The organism is Acinetobacter sp. ABJ_C4_1 (assembly GCF_044538495.1).
GTDB classification, from domain to species: Bacteria; Pseudomonadota; Gammaproteobacteria; order Pseudomonadales; family Moraxellaceae; genus Acinetobacter; species Acinetobacter nosocomialis_A.
This window is the reverse complement of record NZ_JBIUCQ010000008.1, coordinates 76,124-97,838: the sequence shown is the minus strand read 5'-3', so window position 1 is coordinate 97,838 and position 21,715 is coordinate 76,124. Positions and strand designations below refer to the sequence as shown.

The window sequence follows — 21,715 nt, the reverse complement described above, 5'->3', positions numbered from 1 at the left end:
TCCTTTGGCTTTACCGTTATGCCTCTTGTGGCAGGTATTGCTGAATAATGCTCGAAAAATCGAGATTGGCATTACCACGCATACACATTTGCTGATAGAGCTGTTGCACCATGCCACCTAATACCACTGGTTGTTTGACTTGGCCCGCAGCCTCTACAGCGAGTCCTAAATCTTTTAGCATCAGCTGAGTCGCAAAGCCGTCTTGATAGCCCCGAGACGCAGGCGCATTTTCATTAATATGCGGCCATGGGTTACATACATCCGAGCTCCAGCAACGGCCACTTGAGGTATTAATGACACCAGCCAATGCTTGTGGGTCGATGCCGAGTTTCACACCCAACGCCATGCCTTCTGCCACCGCAGCCATTGAAATACCTAAAATCAGGTTATTGCAGATTTTGGCAATTTGACCTGCACCCACATCACCGCAGTGAACAATATTTTTGCCCATGTGGCTGAGTACAGGTTTCACGTCGTTAAAGGTTTGCTCATCGGCACCCACCATAAAGGTTAAGGTTCCCGCTTGAGCACCAATGGTTCCACCTGAAACTGGCGCATCACAGATTTTAATATTTTTGCCATGTGCAACAGCGGCAATGTCTTTAATGGTTTGCGGGTCAATTGTACTGCTATCAATGCATAAGCTACCTGCTTTTAGCACTTCTAAAACACCATTTTCACCCAAGTAAACCTCTTTAACATGCTTTGCAGCTGGCAACATGGTAATGACCACATCTGCTTGTTTTGCTGCTGCCTGAGGGCTGTCGCAGACTATGCCACCTGCCTCGGCGAAGTGCTGAATAGCAACTTCACTGAGGTCATAACCGTAAACTTTGATTCCGGCTTTTAGTAGGTTATGGGCCATTCTGCCGCCCATATTGCCTAGACCGATAAAGGCGATATTCATCCGTGATCCCCTTAACGTAAACTAATGGTTGTATTTACACCGCCAACTTCATGGCTATCTTCAAACCAGCGACTGGTAATCGTTTTGGTTTGGGTATAAAACTGAACAGCTTGCTTGCCGTATGGTCCCAAATCGCCGAGTTTTGAACCTCTTGAACCCGTAAAACTAAAGAAAGGCACTGGTACAGGAATTGGAATGTTGATACCCACTTGACCAATATCAATTAAGTTTTGGAAAGTACGTGCAATGGCACCGCTTTGGGTAAATAGACCTACACCGTTACCAAATGGGTTGGCATTGATTAGAGCAATCGCTTCATCGAGTGTATCTACACAAATAATTGAAAGTACCGGACCAAAGATTTCTTCTTTATAAATACGCATGTCGGTATTTACGCCACTAAAAATCGTGGCACCCACAAAGTTACCTGACTCATAACCTTGTACTTGAACATTACGACCATCGAGTAGTAACTCTGCACCTTGCTCAACACCGCTATTAATTAAGTCCAACACTCGCGCTTTAGCACGTTTTGAAATGACTGGACCAATATCCGTATTTGGCTCATGGCCTGCGTTTACTTTTAAAGTTTTGGCCTTTTCGACTAACTCTTGAATCCACTGTTTGCTGTCGCCAACCATGACTGCAACAGACAATGCCATACAGCGTTGCCCAGCAGCACCAAACGCTGCACCCACCAAGGCATTTAGGGTTTGTTCTTTATTGGCATCTGGCATGACAACCACATGGTTTTTTGCACCCATCATCGACTGAACACGTTTGCCATGTTGCCCTGCAAGGTTATAAACATGTGTGCCAACCGCAGTTGAGCCTACAAATGAAATCGCTTTAATATCTTTATGGGTACACAAACGATCAACTACTTCTTTACCGCCATGCACAACGTTTAAGACACCTGCTGGAATACCTGCTTGAATTGCAAGTTCAACCAACATCATGGTTGATAAAGGATCTTGTTCTGATGGTTTTAAAACGAAGGTGTTGCCACACACAATTGCCATTGGGAACATCCAAAGCGGAATCATGGCAGGGAAATTAAACGGCGTAATACCCGCACAGACACCCAAAGGTTGCTGCAAGGTATACGTGTCTACACCACGTGCTACACCTTCAACATATTCACCCATTTGCAAAGTGCCGATCGAACAGGCATGTTCAACCACTTCTAAACCACGTTGAATATCACCTTCGGCATCTGCTAAGGTTTTACCTTGTTCAGCCGTCAATACTTGTGCAATTTCTTTCATGTTGGCACGAATCAAGTCTTGCAACTTGAGCATGATGCGCATACGTGCCTGAATTGGGGTTTGGCGCCAAGAAGCAAAAGCATCTTGTGCAGATTGAATAGCAGCGTCAACTTCTTGAACCGTTGCAAATGGTACGCGACCAATCACTTCCTGAGTGGCAGGGTTAATAATATCTTGCCATTCCTGTGTTTTAGATTCGATGAACTGTCCGTTAATGAGTAATTTAGCGGTTTCCAATTCGATTTTTTGGATTGTGTTCATAACCTCTCCATAGGCCATATTTTTATTGTGTTCAATTATTAGAAAATACTGATCTATGTATTTTCTTTATTCAGGTTTCATTTGAGACTAACAAAGAAAGCTTTGACCACCAATGCAAATTCATGCACGATTGTTGTGCAAATATGCACAGGGACAATAACAAAAATGAAAGTGGATTGGGATCATCTACAGTTTTTTCTGGTTTTAGCTCGCACTAAAACCTTAACCAATGCTGCTCGTATTATTGGTGTCGAGCATAGTACGGTGGCTAGACGGATTCAGGCTCTAGAACTTGCTTTGGGTACAACGCTGTTTAAGCGTGAAGCGACTGGTTATGAGCTGACACTCGAAGGTATGGCACTTGTTCCTCGAGTTGAGCAAATGGAACAAGCTTTCTTACAAATTGAAAAACCACATCAACCTTTGCAAGGTCGTGTGCGAATTGGCACACCTGAGGGCTTTGGAACTGCATTTTTAGCACGCTTACTGGCGGAGTTCTCGATTCAGTATCCACTGCTCACCATCGATCTAATTCCAGTACCAAAAATGATTAAGCTCTCACACCGTGAAGCAGACATTGTAGTGTCGATTGAACGTCCAACGTCCGGACCTTATATTATTACGCGGTTATCAGACTACTGCTTAAAAATTTATGGCAGCCAAAACTATCTGGCGCAAAACCCACCTATTCGACGTCTAGAAGATTTAACCCAGCATCGCTTTGTGAACTATATTGATGATCTGGTGTATAGCCCTGAACTGTACTGTTTAGAACGGTTACCTTTAAAGCTCAATGCTAACTTTCGTAGCAGCAGTATTTTGGCTCAGCAAATTGCAGTCAGTGCGGGTGCAGGGCTTGCGATTTTGCCCAAGTTTCTAGCAGACGATAAACCTGAACTCGAAGAAGTATTAGAGCAGCAAGTTCGCTTTACTCATACCTTCTGGATGCTGACTTTTGTTGATTTACAGCACGAACCTCGCATTAAACTGGTCTGGGATTATTTGCGTAAACAGGCCGATAAGTATCAACATTTACTGGTTGATTAGACACCCCAATAAAAAAGCCAATCAATCATGATTGGCTTTTTTGGTAAATCGAGAAAGGATAATTAAAAAACTTCACGGCCTAGTTTTTTCATACGCGGCTTATAGAACGCATAGTAGGTTACGCTTAAAACTACTAACCATACTGGGCTGACGTAGAGTGCTTTCAATGTATCTGGCTCTAGTGCCAAAATCACTAAAGTAAACAAGAAGAATGCAATAACCACATACGCCATCAAAACGCCACCAGGCATTTTAAAGGTTGATGCAGCATGAAGCTCAGGACGAGTTTTACGATAACGTAAATAGCACGCCATGATTAAAATCCACACGCTAATAAACAGGATTACGCAGAGCGAACTTGCCAAAGTAAATGCTTCCATTGTGTTTGGAACAAAGTACTGAAGCACTGCACCGCCCATAATGAAAATACATGAAAAGATTAAACCATTTGAAGGTACAGCACGTTTTGATAAACGTCCTAATACACTCGGTGCTTGACCATCTTTCGATAAACCGAACAACATACGGCTTGTTGAAAACACGCCACTGTTCATTGAAGACATAACCGAAGACAGTACAACCAAGTTCATAATAATTGCAGAAATAGGAATACCTGCATTTAAGAACAACTCAACAAATGGGCTTTTATCTGCACGGATATGATCCCACGGTGTGACTGACATTACGACAAAAAGCGCCAACACATAGAACAGGATAATACGTACTGGAATCGCATTAATTGCTTTTGGTAGGTTCTTTTCTGGATCTTTGGTTTCAGCAGCTGTTGTACCAATCAGCTCAACACCAATAAAGGCAAATACGGCGATCTGGAAACCTGCCAAAAACCCGCTTACACCTTTTGGAAATATACCACCATGTGACCATACGTTACTGACACTTACAACCTCACCATGAGGAGCTTGGAAGTGAGTCAAAATCATGTAGCCACCCACACCAATCAAGCCAATAATCGCTAGAATCTTAATGAGTGCGAACCAGAATTCTACTTCACCAAACAACTTAACTGTAAGAAGGTTAAGGCTTAAGACAAATAGCACACAGCCCGCACTAATCATGGCTTGTTGCATTGGTGAGAAACTGGCGCCTTCGGGCAACCAGAAACTTAAATAATTAATGACCGCTGAAAGATCGGCAATACCAACCAATACCCAGCCTAACCAATAGGTCCAGCCTATGTAGTAGCCAGCCCATGGGCCGATCAAGTCATATGCCATATCAACAAATGACTTGTAATGTAAATTAGCAAGCAGTAATTCACCTAATGCACGCATAAGGAAGAAAAACATACCACCAATTAACATGTAAATAACGAGAATTGAAGGACCTGCGAGGGAGATGGTTTTGCCCGAGCCCATAAATAGACCGGTACCGATTGCACCGCCAATTGCAATAAGCTGTAAGTGGCGATTACTTAATTTCCGTTGTAAATGATCAGGGGAACTTGCCTCATCTGAATGATGAACCATTGTCATATTAGAAGTCCTTTTTATATTTGCTTAATTTCAATCAGCAACATATAGGGAGAAAATGAACCGTATATCATGGGTTGCTGAGTCTATACATCGGGACAATATGTTCAAGTATATTTTTTCCTTAATTGAACTATCTTTTATCCCTGTTTTTTAAATTGCATTATTTATGTACTGCCTTCACGGCAATTTTAATTATCCAATCTCGATTCACCAGATTAGCCGAAGTGTAGCATGTGATAATGCTTGATGTCGCTTTCCCTCCCCCCTCCAAACTGCACTAGTGATTCAAAAATAAACAACATTATTCCGATAAAAAATAGAAAGAAAATAAAAAAAGCCAATCATGTTCGATTGGCTTTTTAATAAAACTTAATGATCGTTAACGAGTTCTCGTCCTAGCTTTTTCATGCGTGGTTTATATAACACATGATAGGTAACACCCAAGATGACTAACCATACTGGACTCACATATAAAGCTTTCAAAGTATCTGGCTCTAGCGCCAAAATAACTAAAGTGAAAAGCATAAATGCTAAAACCACATAGCTCATCCAGATGCCACCCGGCATTTTGAAAGTCGATTTTTCATGTAATTCAGGACGTAATTTACGATAGCGTAAATAGCACACCATAATGAGACTCCAAACGCTAATGAATAGAATCACACAAAGTGAACTTGCTAACGTAAATGCTTCCATGGTGTTTGGAACAAAGTACTGAAGCACTGCTCCGCCCATAATAAAAGTACAAGAAAAAATTAAACCATTTGAAGGAACTGCACGTTTTGATAAACGACCAAATGCACCCGGTGCCTGACCATCTTTTGATAGACCAAACAACATACGACTGGTTGAAAACACACCGCTGTTCATTGATGACATCACTGAAGACAGCACCACCAAGTTCATGATGATGGCAGAAACTGGAATACCCGCATTTAAGAATAACTCAACAAATGGGCTTTTATCTGCACGAATGTGATCCCACGGGGTTACTGACATCACAATAAAGAGTGCCAATACATAGAACAGGATAATACGTACCGGAATCGCATTAATTGCTTTCGGTAGGTTCTTTTCTGGGTCTTTGGTTTCAGCAGCTGTTGTACCTACCAGTTCAACCCCGACAAAAGCAAATACAGCAATCTGGAATCCTGCCAAGAAGCCTTCGGTGCCTTTCGGGAATAAACCACCGTGCGCCCAAACATTGCTAATGCTTGCAACAGCACCTTGTGGAGCTTGGAAATGGCTGAAAATCATATAGCCGCCTACTCCGATCAGGCCAATAATCGCCAAGATCTTAATGAGAGCAAACCAGAATTCAATTTCACCAAATAGCCGTACTGTCAGTAGGTTAAGTCCCATGACAAACAATACACAACCTGCACTAATCATGGCCTGCTGTATTGGGGAAAAACTTGCGCCATCGGGCAACCAGAAACTCAAATAGTTAATGACTGCTGAAAGGTCCGCAATACCCACCAGCACCCAACCTAACCAATAGGTCCAGCCCAAATAGTAACCGGCCCAAGGACCAATCAGGTCATGAGCCATATCAACAAAAGATTTGTAATGCAGATTTGCAAGAAGTAACTCACCCATTGCACGCATTAAGAAAAAGAACATGCCTCCAATAATCATATAAATAAAGAGAATTGAAGGGCCTGCGAGGGAGATGGTTTTACCTGAGCCCATAAATAGGCCAGTTCCAATTGCACCGCCAATAGCAATCAGTTGTAAATGACGGTTAGACAGTTTTCGTTGCAGATGATCAGGAGAGTTTTCCGTATCTGAATGACGAGCCGTTGTCATATTAAAATTCCTTTTTGAATTCCTTTGTTAAGATCAGCAACCTATGGCGAAAATCGAACCGTATGCCATAGGTCACTGAATCTGTTCACCAAAAATGACTGGTTAAACCGTATCTATCTTCCTTCTGTTAGATACATCATCATTTTTGGAGTAAAAACGAATTACTTTTGTGCTGCCGTCACGGCAATTTCAATTAACCAATCTGGATTGACCAAATCGGCCTGAATTGTGGCACGCGATGGAGCAACACACCCTTTTAACCAATCAACCCAAATTGCATTTACGGTTGAAAAGTCAGAAAGATTTTTTAAATAGAGCTGTGCAGAGAGCAAGCGAGATTTGTCGGTATTGGCTAATGCCAAAAGTTCATCAATCGTGGCAAGAATTTCACGAGTTTGGCCTGCCACATCTTGCTCGGTATTTTTAGGTACCTGACCTGACAGATAAACCACTTTGTTAAAAATAGTCACGGCGCTCATGACTTCGTTAGTGTTAATTTTTTGTATATCTGAATTAGACATTCGGATTTCCTTATACCTGATTAATAAATTGAACACGGGCGGTGACAGCACACATCAGTTCATAGCCCACCGTACCAGATGAAACTGCGACATCATCAATAGGTAAAACGACACCTGTACTTGATTGGCCCCAAAGCACGACTTCACTACCGACTTTGGCACTCTCAATGCCCGTTAAATCGACTGCCAACATATCCATGCTGACGCGGCCAATTGTACGAGTGCGGACAGAGTCCACTAAAACAGGCGTACCTGTTGGTGAAATACGCTGATAACCATCGGCATAGCCGCAAGCCACAATCCCAATCGTCATGGGCTGCTCTGCGACAAAATTTGAGCCATAACCGACGCTTTCATTTGGTTCTAAATGCTGAACGGCAATAATTTCGCTGCGTAAGCTCATGGTCGGTTGTAAGCCCCAATCCGCAATACTATGCGTCGGGTAATCTGGCGAGCTGCCATAGAGCATGATGCCGCTACGTGCATAATCTGATTTGAGCTGGTCTTGATAACGCAGAATTGCCGCACTATTACTTACCGATCTTTCACCCGGTAAATCTTTAATAATTTCTTCAAATGCAGTGATTTGATAATCAATGCCTTGCTGGCCGAAACGATCGCCATCTGCATCTGAAAAATGCATCATGTGCGTAATCTTGGACACATTTGCCAAGTTATTTAGACGCTCCCAAGCCTGAACATAGTTTTGTGGTTTAAAACCAAGACGGTTCATTCCACTGTTCATTTTCAAGAAAACATCAAATTGGGCCGAATAAGGATGCTTTTCTACCCACTCAATTTGCGCTTCACTATGAATGGTGAAACTAAGCTGATACTGCACACAATCAAATAAATCTTGAGGAGAAAAAACTCCTTCGAGCAATAAAATTGGACCTGTCCAGCCTAGAGCACGAATTCGTTTTGCTTCTTCAAGATCCAGTAAGGCAAAGCCATCTGCTGCTTTAAATGCTTCATAAACACGTTCAATTCCGTGTCCATAAGCATTGGCTTTTACAACGGCAAAGACCTTACTGTTTGGCATAGCCTTGCGTACCACCGCCAAGTTATTTTGTAAGGCTTGACGGTGGATCACTGCGGTAATAGGACGAGGCATGATTACTTTCCTAACGTCCGCTATGCAGCGTGCGCGTGTGAATAACGCTGAATTGAAAGGCCATCGGTACTGATATCAGTCTTATGATTCAATACGATGTCACTGATTAATTTTCCTGAACCACACGCCATGGTCCAACCTAAAGTACCGTGACCTGTATTCAAGAACAGATTTTTAAAGCGAGTCGCACCAATAATTGGGGTACTGTCTGGTGTCATTGGACGTAGACCCGTCCAGAAAGACGCCTGTGCCATATCGCCACCCGGGAACAAGTCCTGAGTCACCATTTGCAAGGTTGCACGGCGGTCTTCGTTCAGACCTAAATTGAAACCGCTTAGTTCTGCCATACCGCCTACGCGAATACGTTGGTCAAAACGCGTAATCGCAATTTTATAGGTTTCATCCAGCACTGTAGATTGCGGAGCAAAAGCAGGGTCAACAATTGGAATCGTCAACGAGTAACCTTTCACAGGATATACAGGCAACTGTAGATCGAGTGGTTTCAAGAAATCACGTGAATAGCTACCAAATGCTAGGACATAACGATCTGCAGTTAAAACTTTACCATTGACCAAAACGCCCTTAATTTGATCGCCTTCAACAATCAATTTTTCTACGTTCTGGTTGAACTGGAAGTTAACACCTAGCTCTTTGGCAATTTGAGCTAAGGCATTGGTAAATAAATAACAGTCACCTGTTTCATCGTTTGGTAGGTGTAAACCACCGACCAATTTATCTTGTGCATTAGCCAACGCTGGTTCTACACGGCCAAGCTCGTTGCCATTTAATAATTCGTAGCTTACGCCGCATTCTTCAAGCACGCTAATGTCGCGTTGAACCGCTTCCATTTGTGCTTCTTTACGGAATAACTGCAACGTACCCTTCGCACGGTTTTCGTAGTGAATACCTGTGTCTTTTCTGAGTTCACGTAAGCAGTCACGGCTGTATTCAGCCACGCGCATCATACGTTCTTTGTTCACAGCATAACTTTGTGGATTACAGTTTTTCAGCATTTGTGCCATCCACTGTAACTGCCACATGCTGCCATCTAAATTAATTGCAAGCGGTGCATGGTGCTGGAACATCCATTTCACAGCTTTAAAAGGGATTCCTGGTGCTGCCCAAGGGGTTGAATACCCAGGCGAAATTTGACCTGCGTTACCAAAACTTGTCTCTTCAGCAGGACCTGACTGGCGATCAAGAACAGTGACCTCAGCTCCTTGTTGAGCTAGATAATAGGCACTTGCCACTCCAATAACGCCGCTACCTAATACAATTACGCGCATTTCCATTCCCTCACGCACACCAGTTTATTTCACTAGTATATTTCTGCTTCAATAGTTTATTTCACTGTTTTTCAGGGTATAATCTAGGTAAATTTATGTTTTTCTCGCGAGAATTTTAAAAAAAGAGGAAATATCTATGCGCCCCTTAGATCGTATAGATCGCATGATTCTGGACATTTTGCAGCGTGAAGGACGAATTGCGATTAGTGAATTGGCATCGAGAGTCAACCTCTCTACCACCCCTTGTTCAGAGCGTGTAAAACGCCTAGAACGCGATGGCATTATCATGGGTTATTACGCACGGCTAAACCCCGCCTACGTAGATCGTAACCTGCTTGTCTTTTTAGAAATTAAGTTATCTGCCAAATCAGGCGATGTATTCGACCAAGTGGCCAGAGATTTAGTCGAGATTCCTGAAGTGCTCGAATGTCACCTTATTTCAGGTGAATTTGACTATCTTGTAAAAGCGCGCTTAAAAGAAATGAGCGCATACCGCCGCTTATTGGGAGATCTGTTAAAGAAACTTCCCGCTTCAGCATCGTCACATAGTTATGTGGTCATGGAAGAAGTCAAAGAAACTTTATATTTAGATGTGAGTAAATAAAGCGAGCATTATTGAACTCGCTTTACTCACATTTTAGAAATTAGAAATATTTTAAAATCGAAATATGTTTATTTTGATGTTTGAACTTCGAGAACCACTTAACTGCTGGGTAGAGTGCAAAAGACAGCACAATTGTGATTAACCACAGCATCCACACATGGCTGACCGACAAATAACTTCCATAGTTAGCTCCCCATATACTGAGTGCAAATACATACATCAGTTTCAGCACATATAAATGCAGTAAATAAAAGAACATCGGCACCGAGCCAAACACGACCAATGGTTTTAGAAATGAATATTGCTGCATACGTTCAAAAGCAGTCATTACAATTAATCCGATCCCAACATTTAGCAAAATAAACAATAAAGACGGCGGATACTTGGTGAGGTTAAAAAAGCTCATAAGGCTCAGTTGTAATGACTCAAAATGCTGCCACGGCTGGTCACCATAGACGTTGATAAAACGCAGTAAAATAAATAACCCAATACTTGCCACACCAAGGCTGAGTAAAGCACGGCTTCTTTGCTTTGGTGTATATTTTGAACTAAAGAACTGACCTAAAACGTAGCCTAATAAAATCACCCCAATCCAAGGTAAAACCGGATAGCTTGTGCGAAGCTTAATACCTGCAAACTCAAGCCAGCCACGTTCGTGTAAAACGAACCATATATTCTGTAGGATGCCTTGCGAGAAGTGCACAGAATCTAATAAGTTGTGCCCAAAAATAATCACCAACGCTACACCAGCAAGAACAGGCAAAGGCAAACTTACACAGCACGCTAGCACCACCATGCTAATACCTATCGCCCAAATCACCTGTAAATAAATGACTTCGGGTGGAAAAGTCGCTGTCCATGCAAAATTCACAAGGGTAAGCTCTAACACAATTAAAAATAAGCCACGCTTTAATAAAAAAGCACGCGTTTTTTGTAAGTCCTGTTTTTTTGATTGAAATAAAAATGCAGAAATACCCGTTAAAAGTACAAAAACCGGAGCGCAAATATGTGCCAATAATCGACTACCAAATAATGCTGGTTCTGTTACTGTTACGTCCATTGGATCGGTAACCTGTTTATGTAAATAGAAAGTTTCTCTTACATGGTCGAGCAACATAATGATGATCACCAAACCACGCAATGCATCAATCGACTGTAAACGTTCAATATTCTTTTCTAAAGACATAGCGGTAATCAATAAAATAATGTAACGTTATACTATTACATTATAGTTCTTTTGTCTTTCATGGCTGATTATTTATGCAACACAAATTAGGATTGTTGTCTTCGTTGGGTCTATCATTTATATCGACATTCACTTGGGCAGAAGAAACGTCAACGGTACTTGAGACCATACGCGTTCAGGCTGAAAGCACCCAAGAAGGTGTGAGTCAAAATAGCTCGGCGACTAAATTTTCTCACGATGTTTTAGACGTTCCTTTTAATCGTGCTTATGTTTCAAAACAAATGATGGAACAACAAGACGTTCAACGGATTGATGACGCATTAAGCTTGGTGAGTGGGGTTTTTCATCAAAACAGTTTTGGTGGCGGCTTTTGGGATAACTACTCTTTCCGTGGTTTTAGTACCGATCCCAACTTAGGTGCATCCATGATTCGAAACGGCTTGAGTGTCAACCGAGGGATTAATGCGCCAAAAGATGTCGTAAATATTGAATCTTTAGAGTTTTTAAAAGGGCCAATGGCTGCTCTATATGGTCGCGGCGAAACAGGAGGTTTGCTGAACCTCAATAGTAAAAAACCACAGTGGGAAAGCGAAAGTGAAGTTAACCTACGTGCCAATACCCAAGAACAATATCGAATAAGTCTGGAACACACTGCCCCTATTAACGATGAACTGGCCTATCGCGTAGCCGTGGCTCACGAAGATAATCAAAGCTTTCGTGATCATGTCAGCAGTGAACGCTGGTTCTTTTCACCACAGCTCACATGGAAAATTTCAGACCAGACGCAACTCGACTTTGACAGTGAATTTACAGAGCATAAAGGAACCTTTGACCGTGGTGTGAGCACCGTCAATCATGAGTTTGTGATGGACCCGAAAACCTTTACAGGTGAACCTGACGACGGCGATTTGAAAATAAAAGATTACTTTTACCAATTACGTCTGAGTCACGAATTTAACCCTGACTGGAAGCTAAATAGTGCGGTTAGCTATAAAGACGCCAAAATGGTCGGCTTTGCAACCGAACCTCGTCGTATGCAAGCCGATGGACGTACTTTAGAGCGTCAACGTCGCTATCGTGATTATACAAGTGAAGATGTGCTGGCTCAGACAGAGTTACTTGGCAAGATTGATACGTCTTGGGCTCGCCATGAAATTTTACTTTCAACCGAACTTGGTCAACTCGACTACAAACAAAACCAGCTTCGTCGTAATCACAGTGCTGGCATGCCAAACACAATTGATATTTACCAACCTGAATATGGCAAATATTTACCAAACTTAGCACCGTTTACCAACACCAAAGAACAGCAGCGTTACTTTGCGCTTAATCTACAAGACCAGATCTTTTTTAATGACCAGTGGAGCGTGCTATTCGGTAACCGTTTTGATCAGGTCGAACAAGACTTTAAAAATCACCTGACTCAAACTGAAAGCAACCAGACACTTCACCAGAATAGTCCGCGTTTCGGAGTAAATTTTAAAGCCTCTGACCAATGGGCGTTTTATACCAACTATGGTCGCTCATTTGCGATGAATAGTGGTATGAACCGAAATGGACAGACTTTTGCTCCTGAAAAAGGCGAAAGCTACGAGGTCGGTACCAAATATAAAGTGAATGACCAAAGTGTGCTGAGTCTCGCTTTGTTTAAAATGAAAAAACGAAATGTACTCACAACCGACCCAATTGACAGTAACTTTCAAACCGCAGCAGGCGAAGTGAGTAGTAAAGGAATTGAGTTTGACTTAAATAGCCAAATCACTGACCATTGGTTCGTCAATGCCAACTATAGTTATACCGATGCTCAAATTGAAAAAGACCAAGACTTGGCAAAAGGCGCTCGTCTAAGCAATGTGCCAAAACACCAAGGTTCTGTAAGTACCAATTATGAGTTTCTACAAGAAGGTTCAACAAAAGCAGGTGTAGGTGCCAACCTTACCTATGTGGGTGAACGCAGTGGACATAACCTTGATAATGGCTTTAATTTACCAAGCTATACGTTGGTCAACTTAAATGCTTACTATGCTCCATCTGACCGCTTACGTTATCAGCTGAACGTAAACAACCTATTTGATAAAACCTACTATGTCTCAAGCTATAGCGATTTATGGATTCAACCAGGTGAGCCACTGAATGCTTCAATCTCGGCACAGTGGAAGTTTTAATTCATCTAGAAAATAAAAAAGCCCGAATTATTTTCGGGCTTTTTTGTTAGAACATGCCATTTTCATTCACAAGCTGTTCAGGCTGCATTTGCCCGATATCCCAAAGCTCAGCAATTTTTCCATTTTCAAAACGGCAAATATGAACCACAGCCAAAATGGTAGGTTTGTCGTTCATTTGCATTTCAAGTTTTGAATGCACGGCGACTAAAGTTCCATCTTCAATGACATGTTGAACATCAAAGACTTTGTTTGGATTTTCAGCCGCACTTTCACGCATGCCTTCCTTCAACGAAGTCGCATCACCCGCATAGTAAGGGTTGTGATGCTTGAAGTTAGGCGCAGTGTAATTGCTATAGGCTTCATCAACTTCGCCTGCTGCGGCAAGTTCTAAAAACCGTACCGCAATTTGTTTTTGAGATAAGTTCATGATTATCTCCTACTCTTTTTAGACCTTACTGTAACAGGTCGTCTTCTTCAGTTTCTTCTTCAAAGACATAGGCCATACAGCCCCATCCGTCATATTCACCCTGAAATTTTTCAGCGATGCTGGCAAACCATTGTTCCAAATCAACGATATCTGAATACTCAGGTTCCATATTCACAAAGATGGTAATTACCCACTCGTTTGGCTCAACAGAGTCATCTTGGAAAAGTGAAACTTTTTGTTCTTGGTAAAGTAAGTAAAGTGCACATTGCTCTGCATTTTTTTGATCTTGAAAAGCAATTGAAAATTCAATTTCATGCAGCTCGGTTAAGTCATCCCCATCTTCAACCATTTGCCAAAGTACATTGCCGTTATCATCATCTGGAAATTGTTCGTAATCGCGGTTCATTAGATTGTCCTTGTTGTTGTTGTCGCAGTATTAATATTATTCGACATCAAGAATACCCGACTTTTATTGCAATTTGGGTATATATTCCGTTCCCAATTGCACCAAATTGAATTTTTAATTGTATATAAATTTTAAAAAGGCACTTGCGACTCAATGACCACATCTGTGCCTTTCAATGGATGCTGAAAAGCCAAATATGCAGCATGTAAAGCCATTCGGTTTAAATGAAAACGTTTTGGTTCAGGATGATACAGCTTGTCGCCCATAATCGGGTGTCCAATATGCATCATGTGCACACGTAGCTGGTGCGAACGCCCTGTGACTGGCTCAAGCAATACTCGAGTTTGATCAGTGTTTTCATCATAGGTAAGAGGCTGAAACAAGGTTTTAGCGTGTTTGCCTAATTCAAAATGTACAATTTGTCTCGGGCGATTTTCCCAGTCGGTAATGAGTGGAACTTCAACACTGCCCTCTTCTGCCACTTCGCCTTGCACCAAAGCAACATAATGTTTTTTGACTGTTCTAGCCTGAAACATTTTACTTACCGCGACTTCTGCATCACGGTGCTTGGCAAACATAAGTAAGCCCGACGTCGCCATATCTAAACGATGCGTCACTTTAGCCAAAGGGAACTTTTCCAGCACCCTTAAATAAGCACTGTCATGATGCTCAGGTAGGCGCCCCATGACTGACAACAAGCCCGCAGGTTTATCAACCACAATTAAATCGTCATCTTCAAATAAAATTGAAAGCGGATCTTGTGGCGGAGCGTAAACAAAGTTGTCGTTTAAAGGCATGGTCGTAGAAACAGCAATGGAGCATGGCGGCAAATCATAAAGAAATTTCGGACCTACCGCAAAGCAATCTATAAGCTCTCATCATGTTCCACGTGAAACTCGGAAAATCTTTATCGTTTTTTATTCATTTCAGCTAAAAGATCGAGCTGAATTTCTTGAATATGCGCAAGCCTTTCCCACTGATGCGATAAAAGATGATCCATTTTTTCATGCAAATGGCGAATCTCAAGCTCGGCTTTTAAATTAATTTGATAGTCATGTTGAGAACGCAGACGGTCTTTGGCTTCTTGACGGTTTTGGCTCATCATAATAATAGGTGCCTGAATTGCCGCTAAGCATGACAAAACCAGATTAAGTAAAATAAAAGGATAAGGGTCGACTGGACGTGTCACCATCACAACGGTATTTAAAATAATCCAAGCCGTTAAGAAAATAGCAAAGCAAATCAGGAAAGCCCAACTACCCCCAAATGTCGCGATCTTATCTGCCAATCTTTCCCCAAACGTCCATTTTTGATCAAAGTCGGATTCGGTATTTCGGCTAATCAGCTCATGGCGTTGCATACTGCCAATCACTTCATTTTCTAAATTAGAAAGTTCGCCCTTTTCGGAGCGTAAAAGTGACTGAACGTATTTAATTCGATAATCTGCCAGATCGGCTCGACAAATAAAACTTGAGTAATTCCAATCTGGATGATCTTTTATAATTTCATCACTAATCACATTCCGAATGACTTCACCCGAAACCAGCTCTTTTAACGGGAAATTCTTTCCGCATACGGCGCATTGGCGACACTGGTTTTTATTTTCCATCTTATTCAGCTCGCAATTATAATAATAAGGATATTATATAAATGATTTCAGGCGACCACATCGTAAATAAAAATAATGCTTTAACCCAATATTTGTAAAGTTGCTGGCACTATTTTGCGATGTGCAGGAATCACTGGCACCATGTAGAGTCTTCCAAGCCAATTTTTAATATGCACCACTGTAGTTATAGTCAACACTTGGGTCTTTTCATTCTTATAAACAGATAAAGTCACATTTAAGTGCTTGTCATCGTCTCCAATCACTAACTCATTTTCGGTACGTTGTCGTAAGGTAAAAATTCCAATTCGGTCGCCTGCGACATACTCATTTTCTTTTTTATTTGAATCAATCTGTTTAAAACTTCCTAAGTCTTTAAGCCCAATTTTAGAAGTAATTTTATTACGCATATTCATGCTCCACTCTACCCACTCTGGGGTGTGATGGAACAGTTTAATAAGTTGCTGAAATACATTCAGGTCGGGTTGACCCAGCACAATACTCCACGAGTCGTGGAAGTAAGCATTGTTCAATTGAGATGAGATTTGACTGTCGGTAGGTAGCTCAGAAAGATAAGGCTTATTCATTAAATTATATTCTTGTAAAGTATCGTTTTTATTATAGAGAATTTTTTAGGGTGTCAAGGGAAAACATCTATGGTTTACTTCAACAATCATAACTTTGTAAGTTATAACCTTGTGCCTATAAACTTTTGATCTATAGCGTCCTAAGCCGAATCGAGACCTTTTGGGTGAGTACACACTAACGTTATACGTTTTGGTGCATGCTACTCTTTTCGATCCCTATCACACCCTTGAGATATAGTTTAGCCAGCACCCTGCGGGATTGTTTTTCTAAGAAAAGCTAATTTTTAATATTTTTGGGAATTTTTACGCCATTAAGCAAATTTAAAAGAATTTATTCCCATTTACCCATAATTAGTTATATTTAAATTCCACTTTATTTGTATTTTTCGGTTTATTTTACCAAAACATTAACTGTTTTTGACAAAAGTGCATCAAACTATAAAAAGTAAATCACCCTTCATTTTTTAGTCATGAAGGGCAAAAGTCTTTTATGAAGAAATAAAACCATGTTTCCGAGCATGGTAAACAGTAAATAACCCTATCAGGGCAAAAGCCAGCATAAACCACGGAAAAGAAGCTGCCCCAAGACTTTCAAGCAGTCCTCCGCCAATCATTCCACCAAATGCGATAGCAAGGTTAAATACCGTGACCAACATAGACTGCGCTACATCTGCTTCGTGTCCCGCAGTATTTGCCAAAGCTGTTTGTAATAATGTTGGAGCCCCACCAAAAGTAACTCCCCATAACACAACACCCGCCAGTACGACAAAACTTGAAGAGCTATAAACACCTAACAGCGCTGTTGCGATTGCAAAGATCAATAAGCTTAAAAGCGTTATTTTTCTTAATGAACGATCGATAAACATGCCTGTAATGAGAATGCCGAAAATTGAAGAAATGCCGAATATAAACAGGATAGTCTCAACGTTGTATGTCTGCCCTGTCGAGGCCAAAAATGGTGAAATATAAGTATAAAGAATGCTATGCGCCAATATCCAAAGGAAGACGACTGCTAAAACAGCTCTAATGCCCGGCATTAAAAGAACTTTTAAAATGGGCAACCTTTTCTGTGCTGACTGTCCTGCAAAATCAGGAATGCTAAAACGAATCCAGACAAATAAAATCAATGCTAGTAAAGACATGATCCAAAACACGCCACGCCATTCAAACAATGTTCCCAACCACGCACCCAAAGGCACCCCTATTGATAAAGCAATCGGTTGCCCAACCCCAGCAATTGCTAAAGCTCGTCCCTGATAAGATGCAGAGACCATGCGTCTTACATAACCCGCTAAAAGCCCCCAAATAACACCCGCGGCCATCCCTGCAATAAAACGAGCAATCAAAGTCAGCATATAGTCATTTGATAAGGCAGTAATCGCGTTAAATAAAAGTAACCCTGCAATAGCACTGAGTAATAAGGGTCTCCGATTCCAACTACGCGTAAGGCTAATCAGCGGTATTGCCGCTAAAACAGAACCTAAGGCATACACTGCTATAAGCTGCCCTGCATAAGCTTCTGAAATATGTAAGCCTTGACTGATTTGAGGCAAAAGCCCTGCTGGCATGGTTTCTGTCATAATGGTCAGAAAGCCTGCAACTGTAAAAGCCAACAGTTTCCAAATTGGTAATTGAGTAGAGAATTCATCAGTTAACTGATGAGATGTTTCATTACTCTTAGTATTCATAAAGCTTTACTCTCAAATTCTTTTAAAGCGTACTTACTCTGCTCTGCATCGCTATATGCTTGTTTTATCAGGTTAGGATGGAAAGGCATTTGTTCTCCATGTGAACTAAAATCATTATTTTGGAATGATCATTCCAATTTAAGTTAAATAAAAACCTTAACTATTCAGCTCAACCATAGTTAAGGTTTAAATGAGTTTTATAAAACGTTTAAAGCAACCTCGACCACATCCATTAAACATTGCTTTCTTTGTTCAAGTGGGCTGCCTTTCCCTAGAACACGTAAACCTTGCATGGTGTTTAGAAAGAAACTTGCCAACGCACGTGGGTTTTGGGTAGAGGCAATTTCACCAGATTGTTGAGCTTTAATTAATAAATTCTCTAAAGCATGTTGAAGTTTCTGTAGGTTACTTACAACGAATTGAGAGACGTCTTCATCATGCCCAGCCAGTTCCAAACAAGCATTTGCAACGAGGCAGCCTTTGTGTTCTGAATCATTCAGCTCATCTTCAACCACATTTATCAGTAATTGCTGAATAAGGGCTTTCGGCGAACCTGAACCAGACAACAGCTTCACATTGTTAAGTGTTTTTAAAAGTTCATAACGCTGTAACGCTTTTTGATAAAGCCCTTGTTTGTTTTGAAAGGTACTGTAAAGGCTACTTCTAGATAGTCCAGTACCGTCAACCAAGTCTTGAACTGAAGTTGCAGCATAACCGTGACGCCAAAAAACCTGCATTGCAGCATCAGCAATTTCATCAGTTTCAAATTCTTTGGTTCGCATAAAACATATCTAAAAGGAACGATCGTTCCAATTAATTTAAGACAGACCAATAGAGAAGTCAAACTAAAAAATTATTTCATAGGTAAACATTTCTTCAATTCGAAAATCACTATTCTAGGTTTTCCATAAAGGTAAAATTTTAATAAAAGCTATATTATCCAGACCATTCAAAACCAACTGACTTAATTAATGTTTTTCATATTTTTGTCTTGTTGTTTCTGCATTATTTTTAGATTTAATTTTTTCGCTTGAATACATTATAAAAACATATTATAAACTATTTCTAACCAAATAATTGGTTTTCTGGAACTTTATAATGAACAACAATATTATAATTTTTGGTTATGGAACAGGTATTTCCAAAGCCGTAGCACATAAGTTTGGTAAAGAAGGCTATAAAATCGGTTTAGTGGCACGTAATGCTAAAAAACTCGAAAAAGCCATTTTAGAACTTAAGGCACAAGGTATTGAAGCTTACGCTTTTACATGTGATTTAGCGGTTCTTGAAGATATACCAAACCTTATTCAACGTATTAAAGATCAATTAGGAGAGATTAAAAATATTCATTGGAATGCTTTCCATGATATTGAAGGTAATATCTTAAAAACCCCTCCACTAGAGCTTACCAAAAGCTTTCATATTCGTGTTTCGAGCTATATTGCGACGGTACAAGCTTGCTTAGGTGATTTAGAGAAGAACCACGGTAGTATTTTATCGACAAACGGAATTTTTGCTTTCGATGCAGTAGGCATCGACTTGGTTGCCAAAGAGTACTCATCGTTAGCAACTACCGCTGCCGCTCAATACAAGGCCACCAACTTGCTTGCTCATAGTCTTGCTGACTCAAATGTTTATGTGAGCCAAGTGATTGTAAATGGTTTTGTAGATGGAACCCCAGAAGCGAAGGATAAAACCTACGCGGTACATCCACAAACAGTTGCAGATCAGTTCTGGTACTTACACCAGCATAAACAAGAAACGGTTTCTTTTTGTGGTGAAGCTATTCAAGCTGCTTAAACTATGTCTGATGAGAGAAAAAGCGTAATCCATTACGCTTTTCTTAACTTTTTAAATTTATTCTTTTGCTCAAGCCCACATATATTTCGTATTTAAACTACCCTTCCCATTTTCTAAAAACCAGACAGGTATTTACCCCACCAAAACCAAAGCTATTACTCATCACTGTTTTTAGTTCGGTTTCTCGGCTTGTTTGAACAATATCGAACTTTTTAGCTTCTTCGCGTAGTTCGGTAATATTAATACTCGGGGCGATAAAGTTATTTTGCAGCATTAAAATAGAATAAATAGCTTCGTGTACGCCTGCTGCCCCCAAACTATGTCCAGTCATCGACTTGGTTGAACTGAGCGGAGGGACTTTTTCACTGCCAAAAGCTCTTTCTATGGCCAATAGTTCGGGAATGTCGCCTGCTGGCGTTGAAGTGCCATGCGTGTTGATATAGTCGATGGTGTCTGAGCCGTTTTGCTTGGCTTCTGCGAGTGCCAGTTTGATGCAACGAGTCGCGCCTTCACCACTTGGAGCTACCATATCGACACCATCACTATTGGCAGCGTACCCAACCACTTCTGCCAAAATTTTTGCTCCGCGCTTTTGGGCATGGCTTAAAGACTCCAAAACCACCATGCCACCGCCGCCAGCGATCACAAAGCCATCGTTATCTTTTGAATATGGGCGTGAAGCGGTTTCTGGTGCATCGTTATATTTAGAGCATAAGGCTCCCATCGCATCGAATATTGCAGTTTGCGACCAATGGTCTTCTTCACCGCCGCCTGCTAGCATGAGGTCTTGTTTACCAGCAGCAATAAGGTGATATGCATAGCCAATTGCGTCGGCTGAAGTCGCGCAGGCACTCGCAACCGATTGAGATACGCCTTTTAGATTGAAAGCGCGTGATAAGTTAGAGCTAATGGTGCTGGTGAGGTAGCGTGGTGCTAAATCGGGTGATACTTCGCTGACGCCTTTTTCTTTTAGGGTATGCAACATGTCGATGATAGACGCAGTTGAGGTGCCGCCTGTTCCCCCAATCACGCCATATTTTGGGTTATTGGCAATATCACTTGCGTTAAGCTCGGCGTGTTGTAACGCATCGAGTGCCGAGTTGTAGGCATACATGGTGCAAACGCCCATGTGTTTTTTTAAATCTGGATCGATGTTTTCAAAATTCATTTCGGCAGTGGCGCTCACATGACTCCGAAAGTTCAGTTTTGCATAGACATCGTTATAGCGAATGCCTGAGCGGCCTGCTTTTAAGGACTCGGTTACTGTCTCTAATGTATTTCCAATACAAGAATTAATTCCCATACCTGTGATGACAACTCGTTCCATTCTTATCTCTATAAAAACGACAAAATAGATCTTAACAACCAAGTTCTTTTTTGGAACTGGCAAAATATTTCTATATTTATTATTTTTTCTCATCAAATATAAATAAAAAGTTAATAATAATATTTTTATTTTAAAATCTATTTAGTTTTATTATTAAATCAAAAATATTTTAAATATTAAATTGACGTATTTAAAATCACCGATTATTATTTC

Annotated in this window: 20 protein-coding genes; 4 read left to right on the top strand and 16 right to left on the bottom strand. The window is 41.0% G+C overall.

Features of this window, described 5'->3' with window-relative positions; translation table 11 throughout:
- Positions 1-16 precede the first annotated feature (16 nt).
- Together mmsB and ACIF8R_RS11580 are read right to left on the bottom strand one after the other, a co-directional pair.
- Positions 17-907: a 3-hydroxyisobutyrate dehydrogenase gene (mmsB, locus tag ACIF8R_RS11585; RefSeq protein WP_396480867.1), complete on the bottom strand. Its 891-nt coding sequence runs from the start codon at positions 905-907 to the stop codon at positions 17-19.
- Positions 908-918: 11 nt separating this feature from the next.
- A complete protein-coding gene (locus ACIF8R_RS11580; RefSeq protein ID WP_396480865.1) occupies positions 919-2,436 on the bottom strand; it encodes a CoA-acylating methylmalonate-semialdehyde dehydrogenase in 1,518 nt (505 codons plus the stop codon).
- A 165-nt stretch (positions 2,437-2,601) separates the two neighbouring features.
- On the opposite strand from ACIF8R_RS11580, the gene ACIF8R_RS11575 reads away from it, so the two are divergent.
- Positions 2,602-3,483, top strand: a complete 882-nt coding sequence (locus ACIF8R_RS11575) for a LysR family transcriptional regulator (protein WP_000861801.1) — start codon at positions 2,602-2,604, stop codon at positions 3,481-3,483.
- Between the two features lie 62 nt (positions 3,484-3,545).
- On the opposite strand, the gene ACIF8R_RS11570 is transcribed toward ACIF8R_RS11575, so the two are convergent.
- The 5 genes from ACIF8R_RS11570 to ACIF8R_RS11550 all read right to left on the bottom strand — a co-directional run bounded on the left by ACIF8R_RS11570 (position 3,546) and on the right by ACIF8R_RS11550 (position 9,706).
- Positions 3,546-4,976, bottom strand: a complete 1,431-nt coding sequence (locus ACIF8R_RS11570) for an amino acid permease (RefSeq protein WP_396480863.1) — start codon at positions 4,974-4,976, stop codon at positions 3,546-3,548.
- Positions 4,977-5,345: 369 nt separating this feature from the next.
- The gene (locus ACIF8R_RS11565) at positions 5,346-6,785 is read right to left on the bottom strand and encodes an amino acid permease (RefSeq protein WP_396480861.1); all 1,440 of its coding nucleotides are present in this window, start codon (positions 6,783-6,785) and stop codon (positions 5,346-5,348) included.
- Between the two features lie 161 nt (positions 6,786-6,946).
- Complete coding sequence (locus ACIF8R_RS11560; RefSeq protein WP_000071346.1) at positions 6,947-7,306, bottom strand: RidA family protein; 360 nt, start codon at positions 7,304-7,306, stop codon at positions 6,947-6,949.
- Positions 7,307-7,316: 10 nt separating this feature from the next.
- On the bottom strand, positions 7,317-8,420 hold the full coding sequence (alr, locus tag ACIF8R_RS11555) for an alanine racemase (RefSeq protein WP_396480858.1): 1,104 nt from the start codon (positions 8,418-8,420) through the stop codon (positions 7,317-7,319).
- Positions 8,421-8,440: 20 nt separating this feature from the next.
- Positions 8,441-9,706 (bottom strand): D-amino acid dehydrogenase, encoded by a 1,266-nt coding sequence (locus tag ACIF8R_RS11550; protein ID WP_304401258.1) that lies wholly within the window; start codon positions 9,704-9,706, stop codon positions 8,441-8,443.
- Positions 9,707-9,842: 136 nt separating this feature from the next.
- Here ACIF8R_RS11550 and ACIF8R_RS11545 point away from each other — a divergent pair, with 136 nt between their 5' ends.
- Positions 9,843-10,310, top strand: coding sequence for an Lrp/AsnC ligand binding domain-containing protein (locus ACIF8R_RS11545; protein ID WP_001247568.1), 468 nt, complete (start codon positions 9,843-9,845; stop codon positions 10,308-10,310).
- A 40-nt stretch (positions 10,311-10,350) separates the two neighbouring features.
- Here the strand turns inward: ACIF8R_RS11545 and ACIF8R_RS11540 are convergent, their stop codons facing one another.
- Positions 10,351-11,496: a DUF1624 domain-containing protein gene (locus tag ACIF8R_RS11540; RefSeq protein WP_396480856.1), complete on the bottom strand. Its 1,146-nt coding sequence runs from the start codon at positions 11,494-11,496 to the stop codon at positions 10,351-10,353.
- A 74-nt stretch (positions 11,497-11,570) separates the two neighbouring features.
- On the opposite strand from ACIF8R_RS11540, the gene ACIF8R_RS11535 reads away from it, so the two are divergent.
- Entirely contained in the window at positions 11,571-13,661 is a 2,091-nt protein-coding gene (locus ACIF8R_RS11535) for a TonB-dependent receptor (protein WP_396480854.1), read from the top strand.
- 46 nt (positions 13,662-13,707) lie between these two features.
- Here ACIF8R_RS11535 and ACIF8R_RS11530 read toward each other — a convergent pair whose 3' ends face one another.
- The 7 genes from ACIF8R_RS11530 to ACIF8R_RS11500 all read right to left on the bottom strand — a co-directional run bounded on the left by ACIF8R_RS11530 (position 13,708) and on the right by ACIF8R_RS11500 (position 19,157).
- Complete coding sequence (locus ACIF8R_RS11530; protein ID WP_343569959.1) at positions 13,708-14,088, bottom strand: nuclear transport factor 2 family protein; 381 nt, start codon at positions 14,086-14,088, stop codon at positions 13,708-13,710.
- Positions 14,089-14,113: 25 nt separating this feature from the next.
- The gene (locus tag ACIF8R_RS11525) at positions 14,114-14,494 is read right to left on the bottom strand and encodes a ribonuclease E inhibitor RraB (RefSeq protein WP_006581242.1); all 381 of its coding nucleotides are present in this window, start codon (positions 14,492-14,494) and stop codon (positions 14,114-14,116) included.
- A 131-nt stretch (positions 14,495-14,625) separates the two neighbouring features.
- On the bottom strand, positions 14,626-15,291 hold the full coding sequence (locus ACIF8R_RS11520) for an RluA family pseudouridine synthase (RefSeq protein ID WP_396480852.1): 666 nt from the start codon (positions 15,289-15,291) through the stop codon (positions 14,626-14,628).
- A 110-nt stretch (positions 15,292-15,401) separates the two neighbouring features.
- Positions 15,402-16,103, bottom strand: a complete 702-nt coding sequence (locus ACIF8R_RS11515) for a DUF1003 domain-containing protein (RefSeq protein WP_396480851.1) — start codon at positions 16,101-16,103, stop codon at positions 15,402-15,404.
- Positions 16,104-16,183: 80 nt separating this feature from the next.
- A complete protein-coding gene (locus tag ACIF8R_RS11510) occupies positions 16,184-16,687 on the bottom strand; it encodes a DUF2867 domain-containing protein (RefSeq protein WP_396480849.1) in 504 nt (167 codons plus the stop codon).
- A 488-nt stretch (positions 16,688-17,175) separates the two neighbouring features.
- On the bottom strand, positions 17,176-18,375 hold the full coding sequence (locus tag ACIF8R_RS11505) for an MFS transporter (RefSeq protein ID WP_396480847.1): 1,200 nt from the start codon (positions 18,373-18,375) through the stop codon (positions 17,176-17,178).
- A gap of 197 nt (positions 18,376-18,572) precedes the next feature.
- Positions 18,573-19,157 (bottom strand): TetR/AcrR family transcriptional regulator, encoded by a 585-nt coding sequence (locus ACIF8R_RS11500; protein WP_396480845.1) that lies wholly within the window; start codon positions 19,155-19,157, stop codon positions 18,573-18,575.
- Between the two features lie 316 nt (positions 19,158-19,473).
- On the opposite strand from ACIF8R_RS11500, the gene ACIF8R_RS11495 reads away from it, so the two are divergent.
- Entirely contained in the window at positions 19,474-20,175 is a 702-nt protein-coding gene (locus tag ACIF8R_RS11495) for an SDR family NAD(P)-dependent oxidoreductase (RefSeq protein WP_396480843.1), read from the top strand.
- A gap of 97 nt (positions 20,176-20,272) precedes the next feature.
- On the opposite strand, the gene ACIF8R_RS11490 is transcribed toward ACIF8R_RS11495, so the two are convergent.
- On the bottom strand, positions 20,273-21,502 hold the full coding sequence (locus tag ACIF8R_RS11490) for a beta-ketoacyl synthase N-terminal-like domain-containing protein (RefSeq protein ID WP_396480841.1): 1,230 nt from the start codon (positions 21,500-21,502) through the stop codon (positions 20,273-20,275).
- Positions 21,503-21,715: the final 213 nt, after the last annotated feature.